Here is a 15,242-nt window from a genome sequence, read left to right as displayed (position 1 = left end):
GGAATGGACAATCCTTATCTGGCGCCGGCGGGGATAGCCGCCGACGAAAGCACCACGAAAGAAAGCAATGACCCGGTCCTGGCGCAGCGAGGCCAGCGTCTGGCGGCGGTCTTTTTGGATAATCTGATCGGTATCGGTTTTACTCTTGCGGTCCTTTTTCTATACGGCCTGTTTTTCCATAACGATCCTTTCATGGGAGGCCAGTTGATGCAGCCGACGTTGCCGAATTTGCTCGTGCTTACGGCTATTCCACTGGTGGGTTGGTTAGTGATTAACGGCTATATGATCGCTCACAACGGGCAGACGCTCGGCAAACTGGCGCTCAAGATCAAAATGGTCCGCGCCGAGTCCGACGAGTTACCGTCACTGGGCCGGGTGTTCTTTCTGCGGTTGCTGCCGGTCAATCTGGTGGTGTTGATTCCGGTGGTCGGCCACCTCCTGTTGATCGCCGACGGGCTGTTTATCTTTGGCAAGGAAAGGCGTTGTCTGCACGACCGGCTGGCGGGAACCCGGGTGGTAGAGGCGAGGCCCGGGCCTTAGACCGAATAGCGGAACAATACTGGCGCCGGGGCATCGCGGTGGAATCACCGCTCTTACCGTTCCTGGTCGTCGCGCAGGTTGTCGAGCATGCGGTTGCCGGTCTCGATAAAGGCGTCCACGTCTTTTTTCGGGATGCCTTTCAGCAGCGTCTTCCTGACCTCGTCCTCCGCCTCCTGAATGCGCGCCATCAGTCCCTGACCGGTCTTGCTGAGCGCCAGCAACTGGCTGCGGCGGTCCTCCGGGTTGGGGGTGCGGGTGACCAGGTCCATGGCCTCCAGCTCCTTGATGACGCGGGTGATCTGCGCCTTGTCGCGGCCGGTGACGGCGGCGATATGCTGGGCGGTGCAGTCCGGCTGGCGGTGGATCATCTGCAACAGACGCACGTGCATGCCGTTGATGGGCAGGTCGTAGTCGCGGATCGCGCGCTTGCTGCTGACCTTGAACTGGAAGGCCAGCTGCCAGAGCACCTGGCGGATATCGGCTTGGTGTGGCATGGATGTCGGGGTGTTGTATTTGATTGACAAAGTCAACCAGTGAATTTATGGTTGATATTGTCCACTAATTGCCGGGGCGCCACAAGCGCCCCCGTTTCCCATGAGGTGACCCATGCCCCGACCCGCGCCCCGTATCCTGGAGGTGCTGCGCACCGAGAACCCGACCCCGAACATGAAACGGGTGGTGCTCGGCGGCGGCGATCTGAGCGACTTCCCCGACGACCACGAAAGCGCCAACTTCAAGCTTTTGATTCCTCGGCCCGGCCAGACCGGCATCGCCTTGCCGCCATTCAACGACACCCCGGAAGAGCACAAGCCCTTCGTGCGCACTTATACCCTGCGCCATTTCGATCGCGGGCGCGGTGAGGTGGTGGTGGATTTCATGATGCACTCGGACCACGGTCCCGCCTCTGGCTGGGCCGCCCAAGCCCGGCCCGGCGACCGCATCGGCTTCGCCGGACCCGGCGCGCCCAAGTTCGTGGACTTCGACGCCGACTGGTTTCTGTTCGCCGGCGACATGTCGGCGCTGCCGGCCATCGGCGCCAACATCGAGCGCCTGCCTGCCCACGCCCGTGGCTACGCGGTGCTCGATATTCTCGATCCCGCCGACCAGCAGCCGCTGCCGTTTCCGGACGGCATCCAGGTCACCTGGCGGGTCAATCCCTACCCGGAGCAGCCGGCGGTAGGCCTGGTGGACACGGTGCTGGCGTTGCCCTGGCTGGACGGCTCCCCGGCGGTCTGGGTGGCCGGCGAAAGCGGAGCGGTGCGCGCCCTGCGCCGCTACTTCACCCAGGAACGCCAGGTGGACCGCCGCCGCCTCTACGCCAGCGGCTACTGGCAAATCGGCCTCACCGAGGACCGCCACCAAATCGAAAAGCGCAAGGATAAGGATTGAGGGAGACCGGAGGCAGGATCGGGCAAGAACCGCGCGCTAACCGGCTACCGGGATGCGGCCCCGGCGGTGGATACTGAACGCCACGATACAGACATGTCGTGGTCCATTCTTACCCCCCAGGGCCAGCGGACGGCCCGCTCTTTTTTTGCGGTATTCACGCCGCGCAGCACTTCTTGAATTTCTTGCCGCTACCGCAGGGGCAGGGCTCGTTGCGGCCCGGCTTCAGGTTGCTCACCGTGCTGTCGCCGTCCAGGTAAAACCAGTGGCCGTCCTCGCGCACGAAGCGGGACTTTTCCTCCAGCACCGAAAACCCCTTATCGCGCCGGCGCAGGGCGCGAAAATGCACCTGCCCCCGGTCGCCTTCGGCATCGCTGTCCAGCACCTTAAGTTCCAGCCAGTCGTCACCGTCATCCAGCATCAGCCCGGTGGGGCGGGTGTCCGGGTGCCAGCTTTTGGCCACGTAGGTCGTATCGTTGCGCACGAAGGCGCTGTAGCGCGAGCGCATCAGCGCTTCCGGCGTGGACGCCGGCTCACCGCGATGCAGCGGCGCGCAGCAGTTTTCGTAAACACGGCCGGACTGGCAGGGACAAGGTACGGCGTCGTCGGTGGGGGCGGGGTGTCGCGGGTCGGTATCGGTCATGGGGCGCTATTCTGCCAGAACCAGGAATTTTCGCCTCCGGTGTATTGAATATTTCGAGCGCTCGCTATATTTTTGACGGGCGCCTGAAAAATAATCGCGGCATTAAACAGACCCGGCAGCAGAGTAAGAGTAGAGGTCGGTAATCGCCATGAACAATAAGTACAAGAACGGGCTGGAAAAAAACGGGGCCAACTATGCCCCCCTTTCGCCCCTGTCTTTCCTGCAGCGCTCGGCCACCGTGTTTCCCGACAAGATCGCGGTGATCGACGACGACATGACCCTGGACTATCGCACCTTCCTGGCCCGCTGCCGCCGGCTGGCGGCGGCGTTGGCGCAAAGCGGGGTGGGGCCCGGTGATACCGTGGCGGTGCTGGCGCCGAACGGCCATGAACTGCTCGAGGCCCACTATGGCGTGGCCCTGGCCGGCGCCGTGCTGAACGCGCTCAACAGCCGCCTGGACGGCGCCAGCCTGGGGTTCATCCTGGACCATGGCGAGGCCCGGGTGCTGATCTACGACAGCGAATACGAAGCGGTGATCAAGGACGCCCTGGCCGGCCTGGCGACACCGCCGGCCACCGTCGCCATCGAGCGCGACGGCGGCCCCGCCAGCCTGGACGGCCCGCGCTACGAGGCCTGGCTGGACGCCGCCGGTGACCCGGGCCAATGGCGTACGCCAACGGACGAGTGGGACGCCATCACCCTCAACTACACCTCCGGCACCACCGGCAATCCCAAGGGCGTGGTCTACCACCATCGCGGCGCCTACCTGGCGGCCATGAGCAACGCCATGGCGTTCGAGATGAACGCCGACACCGTCTACCTGTGGACCCTGCCCATGTTTCATTGCAACGGCTGGGGCTACACCTGGGCGATCACCGCCGTGGGCGGCACCCATGTGTGCCTGCGCAAGGTGGACGCGGACCTGATCTACCGGCGCATGGAAGGGCACGGAGTGACCCATCTGTGCGGCGCGCCGGTGGTGCTCAACATGCTGCTGGCGGACATGGACCAGCGTGGCCGGGCCCTGAGCCGGCCGGCCCGGTTCGCCCTGGGCGGCGCGGCGCCGCCCAGCTCGGTGATCCGCAAGGCCCGCGAGCTGGGCTTCGACATCACCCATCTCTATGGCCTCACCGAAACCTTCGGCCCGGCCACCCTGTGCGTGCCGCAACCGGACTGGGCGGCGCTGCCCACCGAGCAACTGGCCGGGCGCATGGCCCGTCAGGGGGTGATCAACTTCGCCGTCAACGACGCCCGGGTCTACGACCACGATCGCCGCCGGGTGGTGCCGGCGGACGGCGAGACCCTGGGCGAGATCCAGCTGCGCGGCAACACCCTGATGAAGGGCTATCTCAAGAATCCGGAGACCACCGCCGAGGCGTTCCGTGATGGCTGGTACAACACCGGCGACCTGGCGGTGATGCACCCGGATAACTACATCGAGATCAAGGACCGCGCCAAGGACGTTATCATTTCCGGCGGCGAGAATATCTCCAGCCTGGAAGTGGAGGAAGTGCTTTATCAGCACCCGGGCGTCTCGGAGGCGGCGGTGGTGGCCATGTCCGATGAGAAGTGGGGCGAGGTGCCCTGCGCCTTTATCGACCCGCGCCCCGGCCCGGAGCTGGACCTGGACGAACTGATCGGCTTCTGCCGGGAGCGGCTGGCCGGCTTCAAGATTCCCAAAAAGGTGGTGCTGGGCGCGCTACCGAAAACCGTGACCGGGAAGATTCGCAAGAACGTGCTGCGTGACCGTCTCGCCGGTTAGCCACGGGACAAAACATACGACAACAACACTGATAAAAAGAGAGGACCCGTCATGCAACTGCTCAAACCCGCACGACTCCTGATGACGCTGGTGGCCGTTACCGGCCTGGCCGGCGCCCCCGCCTGGGCGGACGACGATCCGATCCGCATCGGCGCCATCTATATTCTGTCCGGCAGCGCCGCCAACTACGGCAAGTTCGCCCAGCAGGGTATTCAACTGGCCATCGACGAAATCAACCAGGATGGCGGCGTGATGGGCCGCGACCTGGAAGTGATCACCGAGGACAGCCAGGGCAAGGCATCGGTGGCGATCCAGGCGGCCCGCAAGCTGGTTTACCAGGATCAGGCCGACGTGCTGATGGGGCTGGACAGCTCCGGCGTGGCCCAGGGCCTGGTGCCGGTGATGCCGGAACTGAAGAAGCCGCTGATCATCACCCACGCCGCCACCCCGGACGTGACCGGCAAACTCTGTAACGCCTACACCTACCGGATCAGCAACAACGTGGCCCAGAACATGAAGGCCGCCGCCATCATCGCCGGGGAAACCGGCGCCAAACGCTGGACCACCATCGGCCCGGACTATGCGTTCGGCCATCAGTCCTGGGAGTTTTTCGGCAAGGCGCTCAAGGAAGCCAACCCGGACGTGGAGCTGATGAGCGACACCGCCTTCCCGCGCTTTGGCGCCGAGGACTTCACCCCGTTCATCAATGGCGTGATGGCCGCCAAGCCGGATGGCGTGCTGATCTCGGTGTGGGGCGGCGACCTGGTCAACTTCGTACGCCAGGCCAACAACCTGGGCTTCTTCGAGCAGGACATGGAAATCATGTTCACCGTGGGCGCCGCCACCGAGGTGCTGTCCGCCCTGGGTGAGCAGATGCCGGAAGGCGTGTGGCTGTCCACCCGCTACTGGTACGACGGCTTTGATAACGATGTGAACAAGCGCTTCGTCAGCGCCTACATCGATCGCTACGGCGTGCCGCCCAGCTACAACGCGGAAGGCGCCTACGCGGCGGTGTACGCCTACAAGAAAGCCATCGAGAGCGCCGGCTCCACCGACGGCGACAAACTGGCGCAAACCCTTAGCGGCATGAGCCTGGACGCCCCCAACGGCACCATCGCCTTCCGCGCCGGCGATCATCAGGCGCTGGTCGGCCCCAACTGGGGCAAGTCCGGCCCGATGAACGAGAAGCACGGCATCCGCACCCTGGCGGACCTGCGCATCTTCGACGGCGAGAAGGTTTCCCGCACCATCGAGGAAACCGGCTGCCAGCTCTGAACACCCTGACGCCGCCGGCTCCGGCCGGCGGTTCCCTTCCCTGAATTCCGTGTTACGGGGGTGTCATGTCCGGCTTTGGCGCGGCTTTACTCAATAGTCTGGATATCGGCCTGCTGCTGTTCGTGATCGCGGTGGGTCTGAACATCGTGTTCGGCGTGCTCAACGTGATCAATTTCGCGCACGGCGCGCTGTATATGCTCGGGGCCTATCTGGCCTATACCTTGATCAATCTGGTCGGCCTGTCGTTCTGGCCCACCTTGCTGCTGGCGCCGCTGGGCGTGGCGGCGGTGGCGGTGCTGATCGACCGGCTGGTGCTGCGGTTCATCTATCAGCGCGACGTGGCGGACAGTCTGCTGCTGACCTTCGCGCTGCTGCTGATCATCAACGAATCGGTGCGCTCCATCTGGGGCTCCGGTATCCACGTGGTGGAACCGCCGCCGATTCTGCAGGGCACCGTGCGCGTGTTTGGCGGGCCCAGCTATCCGATTTACAGCCTGTTCGTGATTCTGGTGGGGCTGCTGCTGCTGGCCGGTCTCTGGTATCTGTTCAACCGCACCCGGGTGGGACGCATCATGCGCGCCGCCGCCCTGGACCGGGACATGGCGGAGGCGTTGGGCATCAACACCAAGCGCGTGGTCACCGGCGTGTTCGCCTTCGGCGCCTGGCTGGCGGCGGTGGGCGGCGCGGTGGCGGCCCCCATGCGCGCCATCGACCCGGGCATGGGCGACAAGATCATTATCGAGTCCTTTATCGTGGTGGTGATCGGTGGTCTGGGCAGTTTCCCCGGCGCGCTGATCGGTGCCCTGGCGCTGGGCCTGATGCACGGTTTCGGCGGGCGCTATATGCCCGAGATCAACATGTTGCTGCCGTTCGTGGGCATGGCGCTGGTGCTGCTGTTCAAACCCACCGGCATCATGGGCAAGGGGGCTACCGCATGAAACAGACGATTCTGCTCGGCGCGCTGCTGGTGGCCCTGATCGGGCTGGTGGCGTTGCCCTGGTTCGCGCCGTATTTCTATATTTTCATCGTCACCGAAATTCTGATCATGGGGTTGTTCGCCGCCAGTTTTAATCTGGTGTTCGGCTACACCGGCATGCTCAGTTTCGGCCACGCGGCGTTCTTCGGCGTCGGCTGCTATGCCACCGCCATGACCTTGCTGCATCTGAAATGGCCGTTTCTCTATTGCCTGGTGCTGTCGGTGGGCGCCGGCGCGCTACTGGCGCTGGTGATCGGCTTTTTCAGCGTGCGCCTCAACGAAGTGTATTTCGCCATGCTGACCCTGGCGTTCGGCATGATGGTGTTCTCGGTGGCCCATCACTGGCGTTCGGTGACCAACGGCAGCGACGGCATCGCCGGCTTCACCCTGGGGGATTTCGGCCTGGGGCTGGACCTGACACTGGGTAATCCGGCGGTCTACTACCACGTGGTGCTGGTGTTCGTGGTGGTGGCCGCGGCGGTGCTCTATCTGATCGGTCGGTCCTCGTTCGGCATGATCCTGCAGGCGATCCGCCAGAACCCGGAACGGGTGGCGTTCTGTGGTCTCAATGTGCGCAGCTACCGGCTGGCCGCCTTTACCCTCGGCGGCGCCTTCGCCGGCCTGGCCGGCGGCCTGATGGCCCCGTTCCTGCGCGTGGCCAGCCCGGAAATGCTGCACTGGTCCACCTCGGCGGAACCGGTGCTGATGTCGATCCTGGGCGGCACCGGCTATTTTCTCGGTCCCTTCGTGGGCTCGGCCATGTTCATCCTGCTGGAGACCTGGATCACCAGCATCACCCAGGCGTGGATGCTGTTCCTCGGCATCGTGCTGGCGCTGATGGTGATGTTCTTCCGGCGTGGCCTGCTGGGCACCTTCCTCGACTGGTGGCTGGAGCGAAAATGAGCGAACCGATTCTGAGCATCCAAGACCTGACCAAGCACTTCGGCGGCAACGCCGCGGTGTCCGGCATCACCCTGGACGTACAGCCCCGCGAGACCCTGGCCATTATCGGCCCCAACGGCGCCGGCAAGACCACCTTCTACAATATGGTGTCCGGCCGCATGACGCCTACCCGGGGCAAGGTGTTATTGGACGGCCAGGACATCACCGGCCTGCCGCCGCACCGCATCAGCCGGCTGGGCGTGTCGCGCTCGTTCCAGATCAACAACATTTTCACCGAGATGACGGTGCGCGAGAACGTGGAAGTGGCGCTGGCGGCGCTGCATCACCACAGCCGACGTTGGTTCAACCTGGCCTCCCGCGACACCGTGCTCCAGGAAGAAGCCCAGGCGCTGCTGGAGCGGCTGTCCATCGGCGGGCTGGCGGAGCGCCGCGCCGGCGTGATCAGCTACGGCGACAAGCGCCTGCTGGAAATCGCCGTGGTGCTGGCCACCCGGCCGCGTCTGGTGTTGCTGGATGAACCCACCGCCGGCATGACGCCGGATGAAACCCGCCGTGTCACCGGGCTGGTGAAATCCCTGGCCGACAGCGGCGACTACACCTTCCTGATCACCGAGCACGATATGGAGGTGGTGTTCAGCCTGGCCGACCGCATCCTGGTGATGCACCGGGGCGAGGCGCTGGTGGTGGGCACGCCGGAGGAAGTGCGCCGCCACCCGGAGGTGCGGCGCGCCTATCTGGGAGAAGAAGATGAAGAAGAACAGGAGGCCGGCGCATGATTCTTCAACTCGATGACGTGCACACCTACTACGGCGAGAGCCAGGCCCTGCAGGGCGTCACCCTGGCGCTCAACGAGGGCGAGACCGTGTGCCTGCTGGGGCGCAATGGCGCCGGCAAAAGCACCACCCTGAAAAGCATCGTGGGGCTGACGCCGCCGCGCCGGGGCACGGTCACCTGGCAGGGCCGGGACATCACCCGCCTGGCGCCGCACCGCATCGCGCGGCTGGGCATCGGCTATGTGCCGGAGGATCGGCGCATCTTTCCTGGCCTGAGCGTGCGCGAGAACCTGGACGTGGCGGACCGGCGCGGCCCCGGCGGCGAGAACGCCTGGAGCGTGGAGCGGATTTTCGACGAGTATCCGATGCTGGCGGAACTGGCCGACCAGGACGGCGCCACCCTGTCCGGCGGCCAGCAGCAGATGCTTGCGGTGGCCCGTTCGCTGATGATCGAACCGCGCCTGCTGCTGCTGGACGAGCCCAACGAAGGGCTGGCGCCGGTGATCGTGCAGCAGATCGGGCGCCTGATCGATGATCTGTCGCGCACCACCAGCATCCTGTTCACCGACCAGAGCGTGCACTTTGCCCTCAAGCATGCCGACCGCGCCTACATTCTGGAGAAAGGCCGGGTGGTGCACGAAGCTCTCAGCGCCGAGCTGAAACAGGACGTGGACACCCAGAACCGCTTCCTGTCGGTCGCCTGAGGGCCGGCGGCGAATCGGCGGCGGGGTTTGGTGCAACCGGCCCCGCCTCTTTTATACTCACCGCTTTTCAGCCCATTGACGACCCATGATCACCGATTACGACGCCTTTAAAGTGGACCTGCGTCTGTCCAAGGAAGACATCTGCCGGGAGCTGTTCCGGCAGAACCAGGACAAGATTCGCATCAAGAAGGAAGCGGTGGCGGTGCGCAATTTGGTGCGGATCATCGATTCCACCCTGCGTCTGGCCAATTCGAAAGGCTTCCACGCCATGACCCTGCGCGACCTGTGCGCCGATTCCGGCCTCAGCATGGGCGGGCTGTACGCCTATATCCGCAACAAGGACGACCTGATCCACCTGATCCAGAGCCACGGCATCCTGCTCACCCGCCAGACTCTGCTCAGCCACACCCGGGAGATCGCCGATCCTCGGGACAAGCTGTTCACCGCGATTCAGGCGCACCTTTATCTCAGCGAGATCATGCGCGCCTGGTTCTACTTCTCCTACATGGAAGCCAAAAGCCTGCCGGAGAAAGAGAAACATGACGCCGTCGCCATCGAACGGGAAGTGGAAGACATCTTCCGTGCCATCATCGAGGAAGGCATCGCCGCCGGCGCCTACCGCGACGTCAACGCCCGCCTGCTCGCCTCGCTCACCAAGGCGATGCTGCAGGACTGGTACCTCAAGCGCGGCAAATACCGGGAACAGAAAATCTGCGTGAACCATTACGCCGAGGTGATTCGCGACGTGCTGGAGCGCTATTTGAATATTGCCGATGATTGAACGGTAATCCGTAATTAACGTGGATGATGAAACAATAAAAAGGGGAAGGATATGAAGAAGCCGGTCTGCTTTGTTTTCTTGGCGGGGGTGGTGCTGCTTGCGCTGGGAGGATGTGCCAGTAAGGCACCGTTCGAGCACGAAGACATGGAACGGATCGCGGTGCTGTCCTTAATGGGCGACGAGGTGGATATTGCTTATAAAGGCGCCACCAATTTCGGCAATGACCGGATCAAGGTGGATTTGTCGGAGGCAAATCTGGACCAGATCTATCGGACTCGTATCGAGCAGAGCCTTCGCGATCACTTCAATTACCAGTTGGTTCACGTGGACTATGACCGCCAAATCTGGTTGGACTCGGACATTGAACAGCCTTTTTTTAGTTTGAAGACTTGGATGGAAACGCCCATCGACAGATACCGTCCGCTGGTAAGCGACTTGGCCCGGGAGAACCGGTTGGACGCGGTTCTTTTGCTGATACCGCTGGATGCTTACACGGGGTTTATCGTAGAACCTCATGGGTTGGGTATTTACACCGGTGGATTCAACGGTGGTGTCACCCATGCCACGGCTGGGATTTTTGCGGGGCTGGGGTTATTCAACGGGCAGGATGGCAGCCTGGTCGAGATGGCGATTCTGGAAGCGAATCCCGAGAATCCGGTCCTGGATTTTTTCTCCATCAACATGTTCAAGGGGCGCCCGATCAAGAACCTGACAGGCACTGACCTGTACCGCATCGCCAAGGAACCGATCACCGAGCAGCACAAGCGGGAACTCGTCCAGCTCTACGACGATCTGATGGCGGACCCTTATCTGGCCGACACCGTCAAGGATGTGATGGTGTCGGACTGGGCTAAGTCTTCGGGCGATACATCTGGAAGCGGGTCGTCTCGTTGACGGAGAAATAATCCGCCGGGCCGCCGGCGCGCAGGATCGGTTCGGCGGCGGCGGTGTCGTAGACGCCGTCCTTGAGCAGGTGCCGGGCGATGTGCACGCCCACCACTTCACCCAGCACCAGCCAGGTGTCGGTCTCGGCGCCGTCGGCGCCGGTCAGGCGCAGTACCTGGCTGAGGCGGCATTCGAAGGACACCGGGGTTTCCTTCACCCGGGGCACGTCGATGATTCGTGACGGCTCCGGTGTCAGCCCGCTCAGCTCGAATTCATTCACCTCCGGCGCCACCGCCGCGCAGCTCTGATTCATGGCGTCCGCCAGGGGGCGGGTGGCCAGGTTCCAGCCGAACTCCCCGGTGGCCTGGATGTTCCGCACGCTGTCCTTGTAGCCGATGCTGGCGAAGCCGACGATCGGCGGCCGGTAGTTGAAGGCGTTGAAGAAACTGTAGGGCGCCAGGTTGAGCACGCCGTCCTGGCTCTGTGAGGAAATCCAGCCGATCGGGCGCGGCGCCACCAGGGCATTGAAAGGGTCGTGGGGCAGGCCGTGGCCGGCGGAGGGCTGGTAGAAATGGGTGTCGTCGTTCATCGGGCAATGTTAGGGCGGCGGGGTGCGTGCCACAAGCGGCGCGCACCACCCCGTCCGTGTTACCTCACCAGCGGTAGGTGACGGTGGCGGTGTAGGTGCGTTCCTGGCCGTAGAAGCACAGGTAGGTGCAGGTGGCGTACTCCTCGTCGGTGAGGTTCTGCACGTTGAGGGCCAGGCGCCAGTCGTCCAGCCAGTAGCCGAGCAGGGCATCGTAGACGGTGTAGTCCGGCACCCGCACGTTGTTGGCCAGGTCGTAGCTGGCGCCGATGTAGCGGGCGCCCGCGCCCACGTTCAGGTTGCTGAGCGCGCCGCCGAAACGGTAGTCCGCCCACAGGGAAGCGCTGTGCTCGGGCACGGCGCCGGGTTCGTTGCCTTCGCTGCCGCTGTTGCTTTTGGTGATCTCGGCGTTGGTGTAGGCGTAGCCGGCGATCAGGCTGAGCCCGTTGGTGAGCTGGGCACGGGCTTCCAGCTCCGCGCCCCGGGAGCGGACTTCGCCTTCCTGGATCTGCGGGCCACCGGCCGGGTCCGTGGTGAGCACGTTCTGCTGAATCAGGTCGTACACCGACAGCGTCACCGACAAATCCCGGTCATCCGGCGCGTAGCGCAGGCCGGCCTCGTACTGCTCGCCCTCGGTGGGCTCGTAGTCGGTGCCGGTGCTGCTTTCCACTGGCTCGAAGGATTGCGAGTAGCTCAGGTAGGGCGCCCAGCCGTTGTCGAACAGATACACCAGGCCGGCCCGTCCGGTGAAGGTGCTGTCGTCGTACGTGGTGGCGCGGTCGCCGGTGAGCCGGTCGCGTTGCTCGTTGTCGAAGCGGTCGTAGCGGCCGCCCAGCAGGATCACCCAGCGGTCGTCTACCTTGATGTGGTCCTGGGCGTAGATGCCCAGTTGCTGGTTGTCCGATTTAAACGAGCCCAACGGCGTGGCGCCCAGCACCACCGGGGACCCGTACACCGGTGCGTACACATCCAGCGGCGCCACGGTGCCGCTGTACTGGGCACGGGCGAAGCTCTGCTCGGTGTAGTCGGCGCCGAACAGCAGAGTGTGTCGCGTCCGGCCCAGGTCGAACACCCCTTCAAGCTGGTTATCCAGGCTCCAGCTGTGGTTGTCGTCGTTGCGGGTATAGGCGCTGCGGCTCACGGTGCGCTGGCCGGCGGCGTAGCTACCCACGCCGATATCCGCGTAATTCGCGTCGGCGGTGAAGTAGAGCGCGTTTTGTCGCACCGTCCAGGTGTCGTTGAGGCGGTGGCTGAACAGGTAGCCCAGGGTGTAGCTCTCGGAGACGAATTCGTTGAAGCCGGGTTCGCCGATGAAACGGTCCCGGTCGATGCGCCCATTGGGGTTGGATTCCACGGTGCCGGCCACCGGCAAGCCGTAGACATAGGCGGTGTCGTTTTTCTGGTAGGTGGCGAATGCCGTCAGCCGGGTGCTGTCGGTGGGTTGCCAGGTCAGGGCGCCCTGCAGGAAGTCCCGGTCATCGGGAATGTAGTCCACCATGGTGTCGCTGTCCCGGGTCAGGCCGGTGACGCGATAGGCGAAGCGGCCGTCGTCGGTGAGCGGGCCGCCGAAGTCCGCCGCCAGCTGGCGGCGATCATGGCTGCCGCCCTGCAGGCGGATCTCGCGCAGTGGCTCTTGGGTGGGCAGCTTGGTGACCATGTTGACCACGCCGCCGGGCGCGGCGGCGCCGTACAGGATCGAGGCCGGCCCGCGCAGCAGCTCGATGCGTTCCATGCCATAGGGCTCCGCGGTGGTGCTGAAGGTGTTACGGGCCAGCTTGGCGCCATTCAGGTAAAACGGGCTGGAGCCGGTGACGTTGAAACCGCGGATCTGCAGACCGTCGCTGGTGGTGCTGTTGGCGCCACCGGTGAGCGATTGCACGCCCGGGGTGTAGGCCAGGGCCTGGTCCAGGGTCTGGGCGTTCTGGTTCTCGATCTGCTCCCGGGTCACCACGGACACGGATTGCGGAGTCTCCTTGAGGGCCACGTCGCTTTTAGTGGCGGTGACGCTCTGGCGGGCCACGTAACCGTACACCGGCGCCAGGCCGGCGCGCTCCGCCTCGCCGTTCACTTCCACCGCTTCCAGGGTATTGCCGCGCTCCAGGATGACGCTGTCGTCACCGGTCACCCGGAAGGTCACCGGAGTGCCGGCCAGCAGTCGGCGCAGGGCGTCCAGGGGCGCGTAGTCGCCGCTCAGGGCCGGTGCCCGGTGGCCGCGCAGCAGGCTGGCGTCGCCGCCGATGGTCAGCCCGGTCTGACGGGCCAGCTCGGTGACGGCTTGATCCAGGGGTTGGGCGGGCAGGTCGAGCTCGGCGGCGCCGGCGGGCAGCGCCAGGGCGCCGAGCAGGCAGGGCATTGTTAGCCAGGATAGGGTTAGCCGGGATAGGGCTAGCCGGGATAGGGTCAGCCGGGGGCGGAAGGGTAGGGGCATGGAGGTCTCCTTTGGTTGCCTATACCTCCCATGACCGGCGACGGCCCGGATCGGGCAGAAAAAAATCAGTCCACCCACACCACATAGGGGGTGATACGCCGCACCCGCACCGGCAGGGCGTCACCCAGCACCGCCAGGGCCCGCTCGCTGTCGTCGGCGGGCAGTACGCCGGTGAAGCGCAGGTCCGAGGGCAGCGCCGGGCTGGCCAGCAGCCAGCCCGGGCGGTGTCGGGACAGTCTTGCCAGCACTTCCTTCAGGGGCGCGTCATTGAACACCAGCCGGCCATCCAGCCAGTCGAAGCGCCCCGGTGGCAGCGCCGCCGGGGCGTCACTGCGCGTGCGGGTCAGGGTGGTGCCCTCGCCGGCGTGCAGCACCCGGGCCGCCGCCGGCCGGGCGGCGGGGATCAACCGCACCGAGGATTCGCGCACCGCCACCCGGGTACGCTCGCCCTCCAGGGCCACGCTGTACTCGGTGCCCAGGGCTTCGGCGGTGCCATCGCGGGTGACCACCTGGAACGGCCGGTTGGCGTCCGGCGCCACCTTCACGAACAGCCGGCCGCGCAGCAGCCGAACGCGCCGCAGGTCCGCGTTCAGGGTCAGGCGCACGGCGCTGTCCGCGTCCAGGGTCAGGCGGCTGCCGTCGTCGAGCACCAGCACGCGGCGCTCGCCGGTGCCGGTGTGGGCATCGCCGCGCCACAGGGTCCACGGCAACTGCCAGGCGATCAGCCCGATCAGCAGCCACACCACCAGCACGCCGGCCCGGGAACGGCGCGGGCGTTCGGGCATCAGGCCGTCCCACAAAGTGCGCATCTCATGGAACACCCGGCGGTGGCGCTCGTCCTCCGCCTGCCAGGCCTGGCAACGGCGTTCCAGCTCGGCGCGCTCCGCCTCGCCGGCCTCATGCAGGGCCACCACCCAGTCCGCCGCCCGATCGCGGATGCCGTCCGTGCCGCTCATTGGCCGCCCCCCTGTTCCAGGGCATCGTGCAGGCGCCAGTGGCAATGGGCCAGGCAGCGCGCCAGGTACTGCTTCACGCTGCTCTCGGACACCGCCAGCCGCTCACCGATGGCCCGGTAGCTCAGGCCCTCCAGGCGCGCCATCAGGAAGGCGCGGCGGGGTTTTTCCGGCAGCTCCTCAAGCAGCAAGTGCAGCACCCGGGATAGCAGATCCCGGGCCCCGGCCACCTGCTCCGGGCCGCGCCGATCGGTGCCCTCCAGCAGCACCGCCACGCTGTACAGCGCCTCGCGCTCAATGCGTTGCCGCTGGTTGCGGTTGATCAGAAGGCGGCTGGCGATGACCAGCAGGTAGGCGCGCGGTTCATGAAGCTGGGCCGGGGCGCCCGTGATCAGGCGCACGAAGGTGTCGTGGGAGAGGTCGGCGGCGTCCTGGGGGCTGAGCAGCTTGCGCCGCAGCCAGTTGAACAGCCAGCCGTGATGTTCGTGGTAGAGCAGGCCGATGTCCGGCATCGCGCCCGAAGACGCCCCGGCGGTGTCCCGTCGCCGGGGCACCGACAACGACCTTGGTGTCATGCTCACCCCTCGCCCCTTTCCTGATAATGCGAACAATTATCATTAAATGAGGCGGGAGTGACAAGCGGGCGA

16 protein-coding genes are annotated in these 15,242 nt (G+C 65.0%); 10 read left to right on the top strand and 6 right to left on the bottom strand.

Going from position 1 to position 15,242, the window contains the following annotated elements:
* Positions 1 to 3 precede the first annotated feature (3 nt).
* On the top strand, positions 4 to 540 hold the full coding sequence (locus JF515_RS18935; protein ID WP_203105996.1) for an RDD family protein: 537 nt from the start codon (positions 4 to 6) through the stop codon (positions 538 to 540).
* Positions 541 to 593: 53 nt separating this feature from the next.
* Here the strand turns inward: JF515_RS18935 and JF515_RS18930 are convergent, their stop codons facing one another.
* A complete protein-coding gene (locus tag JF515_RS18930) occupies positions 594 to 1,034 on the bottom strand; it encodes a MarR family winged helix-turn-helix transcriptional regulator (protein ID WP_203105995.1) in 441 nt (146 codons plus the stop codon).
* A gap of 112 nt (positions 1,035 to 1,146) precedes the next feature.
* Between JF515_RS18930 and JF515_RS18925 the strand changes: the two genes are divergently transcribed.
* On the top strand, positions 1,147 to 1,929 hold the full coding sequence (locus tag JF515_RS18925) for a siderophore-interacting protein (RefSeq protein ID WP_203105994.1): 783 nt from the start codon (positions 1,147 to 1,149) through the stop codon (positions 1,927 to 1,929).
* A 154-nt stretch (positions 1,930 to 2,083) separates the two neighbouring features.
* Here the strand turns inward: JF515_RS18925 and JF515_RS18920 are convergent, their stop codons facing one another.
* Entirely contained in the window at positions 2,084 to 2,569 is a 486-nt protein-coding gene (locus tag JF515_RS18920; RefSeq protein ID WP_203105993.1) for a YchJ family protein, read from the bottom strand.
* A gap of 148 nt (positions 2,570 to 2,717) precedes the next feature.
* Between JF515_RS18920 and JF515_RS18915 the strand changes: the two genes are divergently transcribed.
* The 8 genes from JF515_RS18915 to JF515_RS18880 all read left to right on the top strand — a co-directional run bounded on the left by JF515_RS18915 (position 2,718) and on the right by JF515_RS18880 (position 10,637).
* Positions 2,718 to 4,331 carry an AMP-binding protein gene (locus JF515_RS18915; RefSeq protein WP_203105992.1) on the top strand — a complete coding sequence of 538 codons (1,614 nt, stop codon included), beginning with the start codon at positions 2,718 to 2,720 and terminating at the stop codon, positions 4,329 to 4,331.
* Between the two features lie 51 nt (positions 4,332 to 4,382).
* Positions 4,383 to 5,606 (top strand): ABC transporter substrate-binding protein, encoded by a 1,224-nt coding sequence (locus tag JF515_RS18910; protein ID WP_203105991.1) that lies wholly within the window; start codon positions 4,383 to 4,385, stop codon positions 5,604 to 5,606.
* A 65-nt stretch (positions 5,607 to 5,671) separates the two neighbouring features.
* A complete protein-coding gene (locus JF515_RS18905) occupies positions 5,672 to 6,544 on the top strand; it encodes a branched-chain amino acid ABC transporter permease (protein WP_203105990.1) in 873 nt (290 codons plus the stop codon).
* Positions 6,541 to 7,485: a branched-chain amino acid ABC transporter permease gene (locus tag JF515_RS18900; protein ID WP_203105989.1), complete on the top strand. Its 945-nt coding sequence runs from the start codon at positions 6,541 to 6,543 to the stop codon at positions 7,483 to 7,485. Before JF515_RS18905 ends, JF515_RS18900 begins: the two co-directional genes overlap by 4 nt.
* Positions 7,482 to 8,261 (top strand): ABC transporter ATP-binding protein, encoded by a 780-nt coding sequence (locus JF515_RS18895; RefSeq protein ID WP_203105988.1) that lies wholly within the window; start codon positions 7,482 to 7,484, stop codon positions 8,259 to 8,261. Before JF515_RS18900 ends, JF515_RS18895 begins: the two co-directional genes overlap by 4 nt.
* Positions 8,258 to 8,962, top strand: coding sequence for an ABC transporter ATP-binding protein (locus JF515_RS18890; RefSeq protein WP_238401179.1), 705 nt, complete (start codon positions 8,258 to 8,260; stop codon positions 8,960 to 8,962). The genes JF515_RS18895 and JF515_RS18890 overlap by 4 nt, the downstream gene beginning before the upstream one ends.
* Before the next feature lie 85 nt (positions 8,963 to 9,047).
* On the top strand, positions 9,048 to 9,743 hold the full coding sequence (locus JF515_RS18885) for a TetR/AcrR family transcriptional regulator (protein WP_203105987.1): 696 nt from the start codon (positions 9,048 to 9,050) through the stop codon (positions 9,741 to 9,743).
* Positions 9,744 to 9,794: 51 nt separating this feature from the next.
* Positions 9,795 to 10,637 (top strand): hypothetical protein, encoded by an 843-nt coding sequence (locus JF515_RS18880; RefSeq protein WP_203105986.1) that lies wholly within the window; start codon positions 9,795 to 9,797, stop codon positions 10,635 to 10,637.
* Here JF515_RS18880 and JF515_RS18875 read toward each other — a convergent pair.
* From JF515_RS18875 to JF515_RS18860, 4 genes are all read right to left on the bottom strand, one after another.
* Positions 10,594 to 11,217: a flavin reductase family protein gene (locus JF515_RS18875; protein ID WP_203105985.1), complete on the bottom strand. Its 624-nt coding sequence runs from the start codon at positions 11,215 to 11,217 to the stop codon at positions 10,594 to 10,596. The genes JF515_RS18880 and JF515_RS18875 overlap by 44 nt on opposite strands.
* Positions 11,218 to 11,281: 64 nt before the next feature.
* Complete coding sequence (locus JF515_RS18870; RefSeq protein WP_238401178.1) at positions 11,282 to 13,567, bottom strand: TonB-dependent siderophore receptor; 2,286 nt, start codon at positions 13,565 to 13,567, stop codon at positions 11,282 to 11,284.
* 140 nt (positions 13,568 to 13,707) lie between these two features.
* On the bottom strand, positions 13,708 to 14,598 hold the full coding sequence (locus tag JF515_RS18865; RefSeq protein WP_203105983.1) for a FecR family protein: 891 nt from the start codon (positions 14,596 to 14,598) through the stop codon (positions 13,708 to 13,710).
* A complete protein-coding gene (locus tag JF515_RS18860) occupies positions 14,595 to 15,170 on the bottom strand; it encodes a sigma-70 family RNA polymerase sigma factor (protein ID WP_238401211.1) in 576 nt (191 codons plus the stop codon). The genes JF515_RS18865 and JF515_RS18860 overlap by 4 nt, the downstream gene beginning before the upstream one ends.
* Positions 15,171 to 15,242 lie beyond the last annotated feature (72 nt).

The sequence above is a fragment of the Alloalcanivorax marinus genome (genome assembly GCF_016785095.1).
GTDB lineage: Bacteria > Pseudomonadota > Gammaproteobacteria > Pseudomonadales > Alcanivoracaceae > Alloalcanivorax > Alloalcanivorax marinus_A.
Note: the sequence above shows the minus strand (reverse complement) of the source record. Positions and strands in the feature narration are given on the sequence as shown.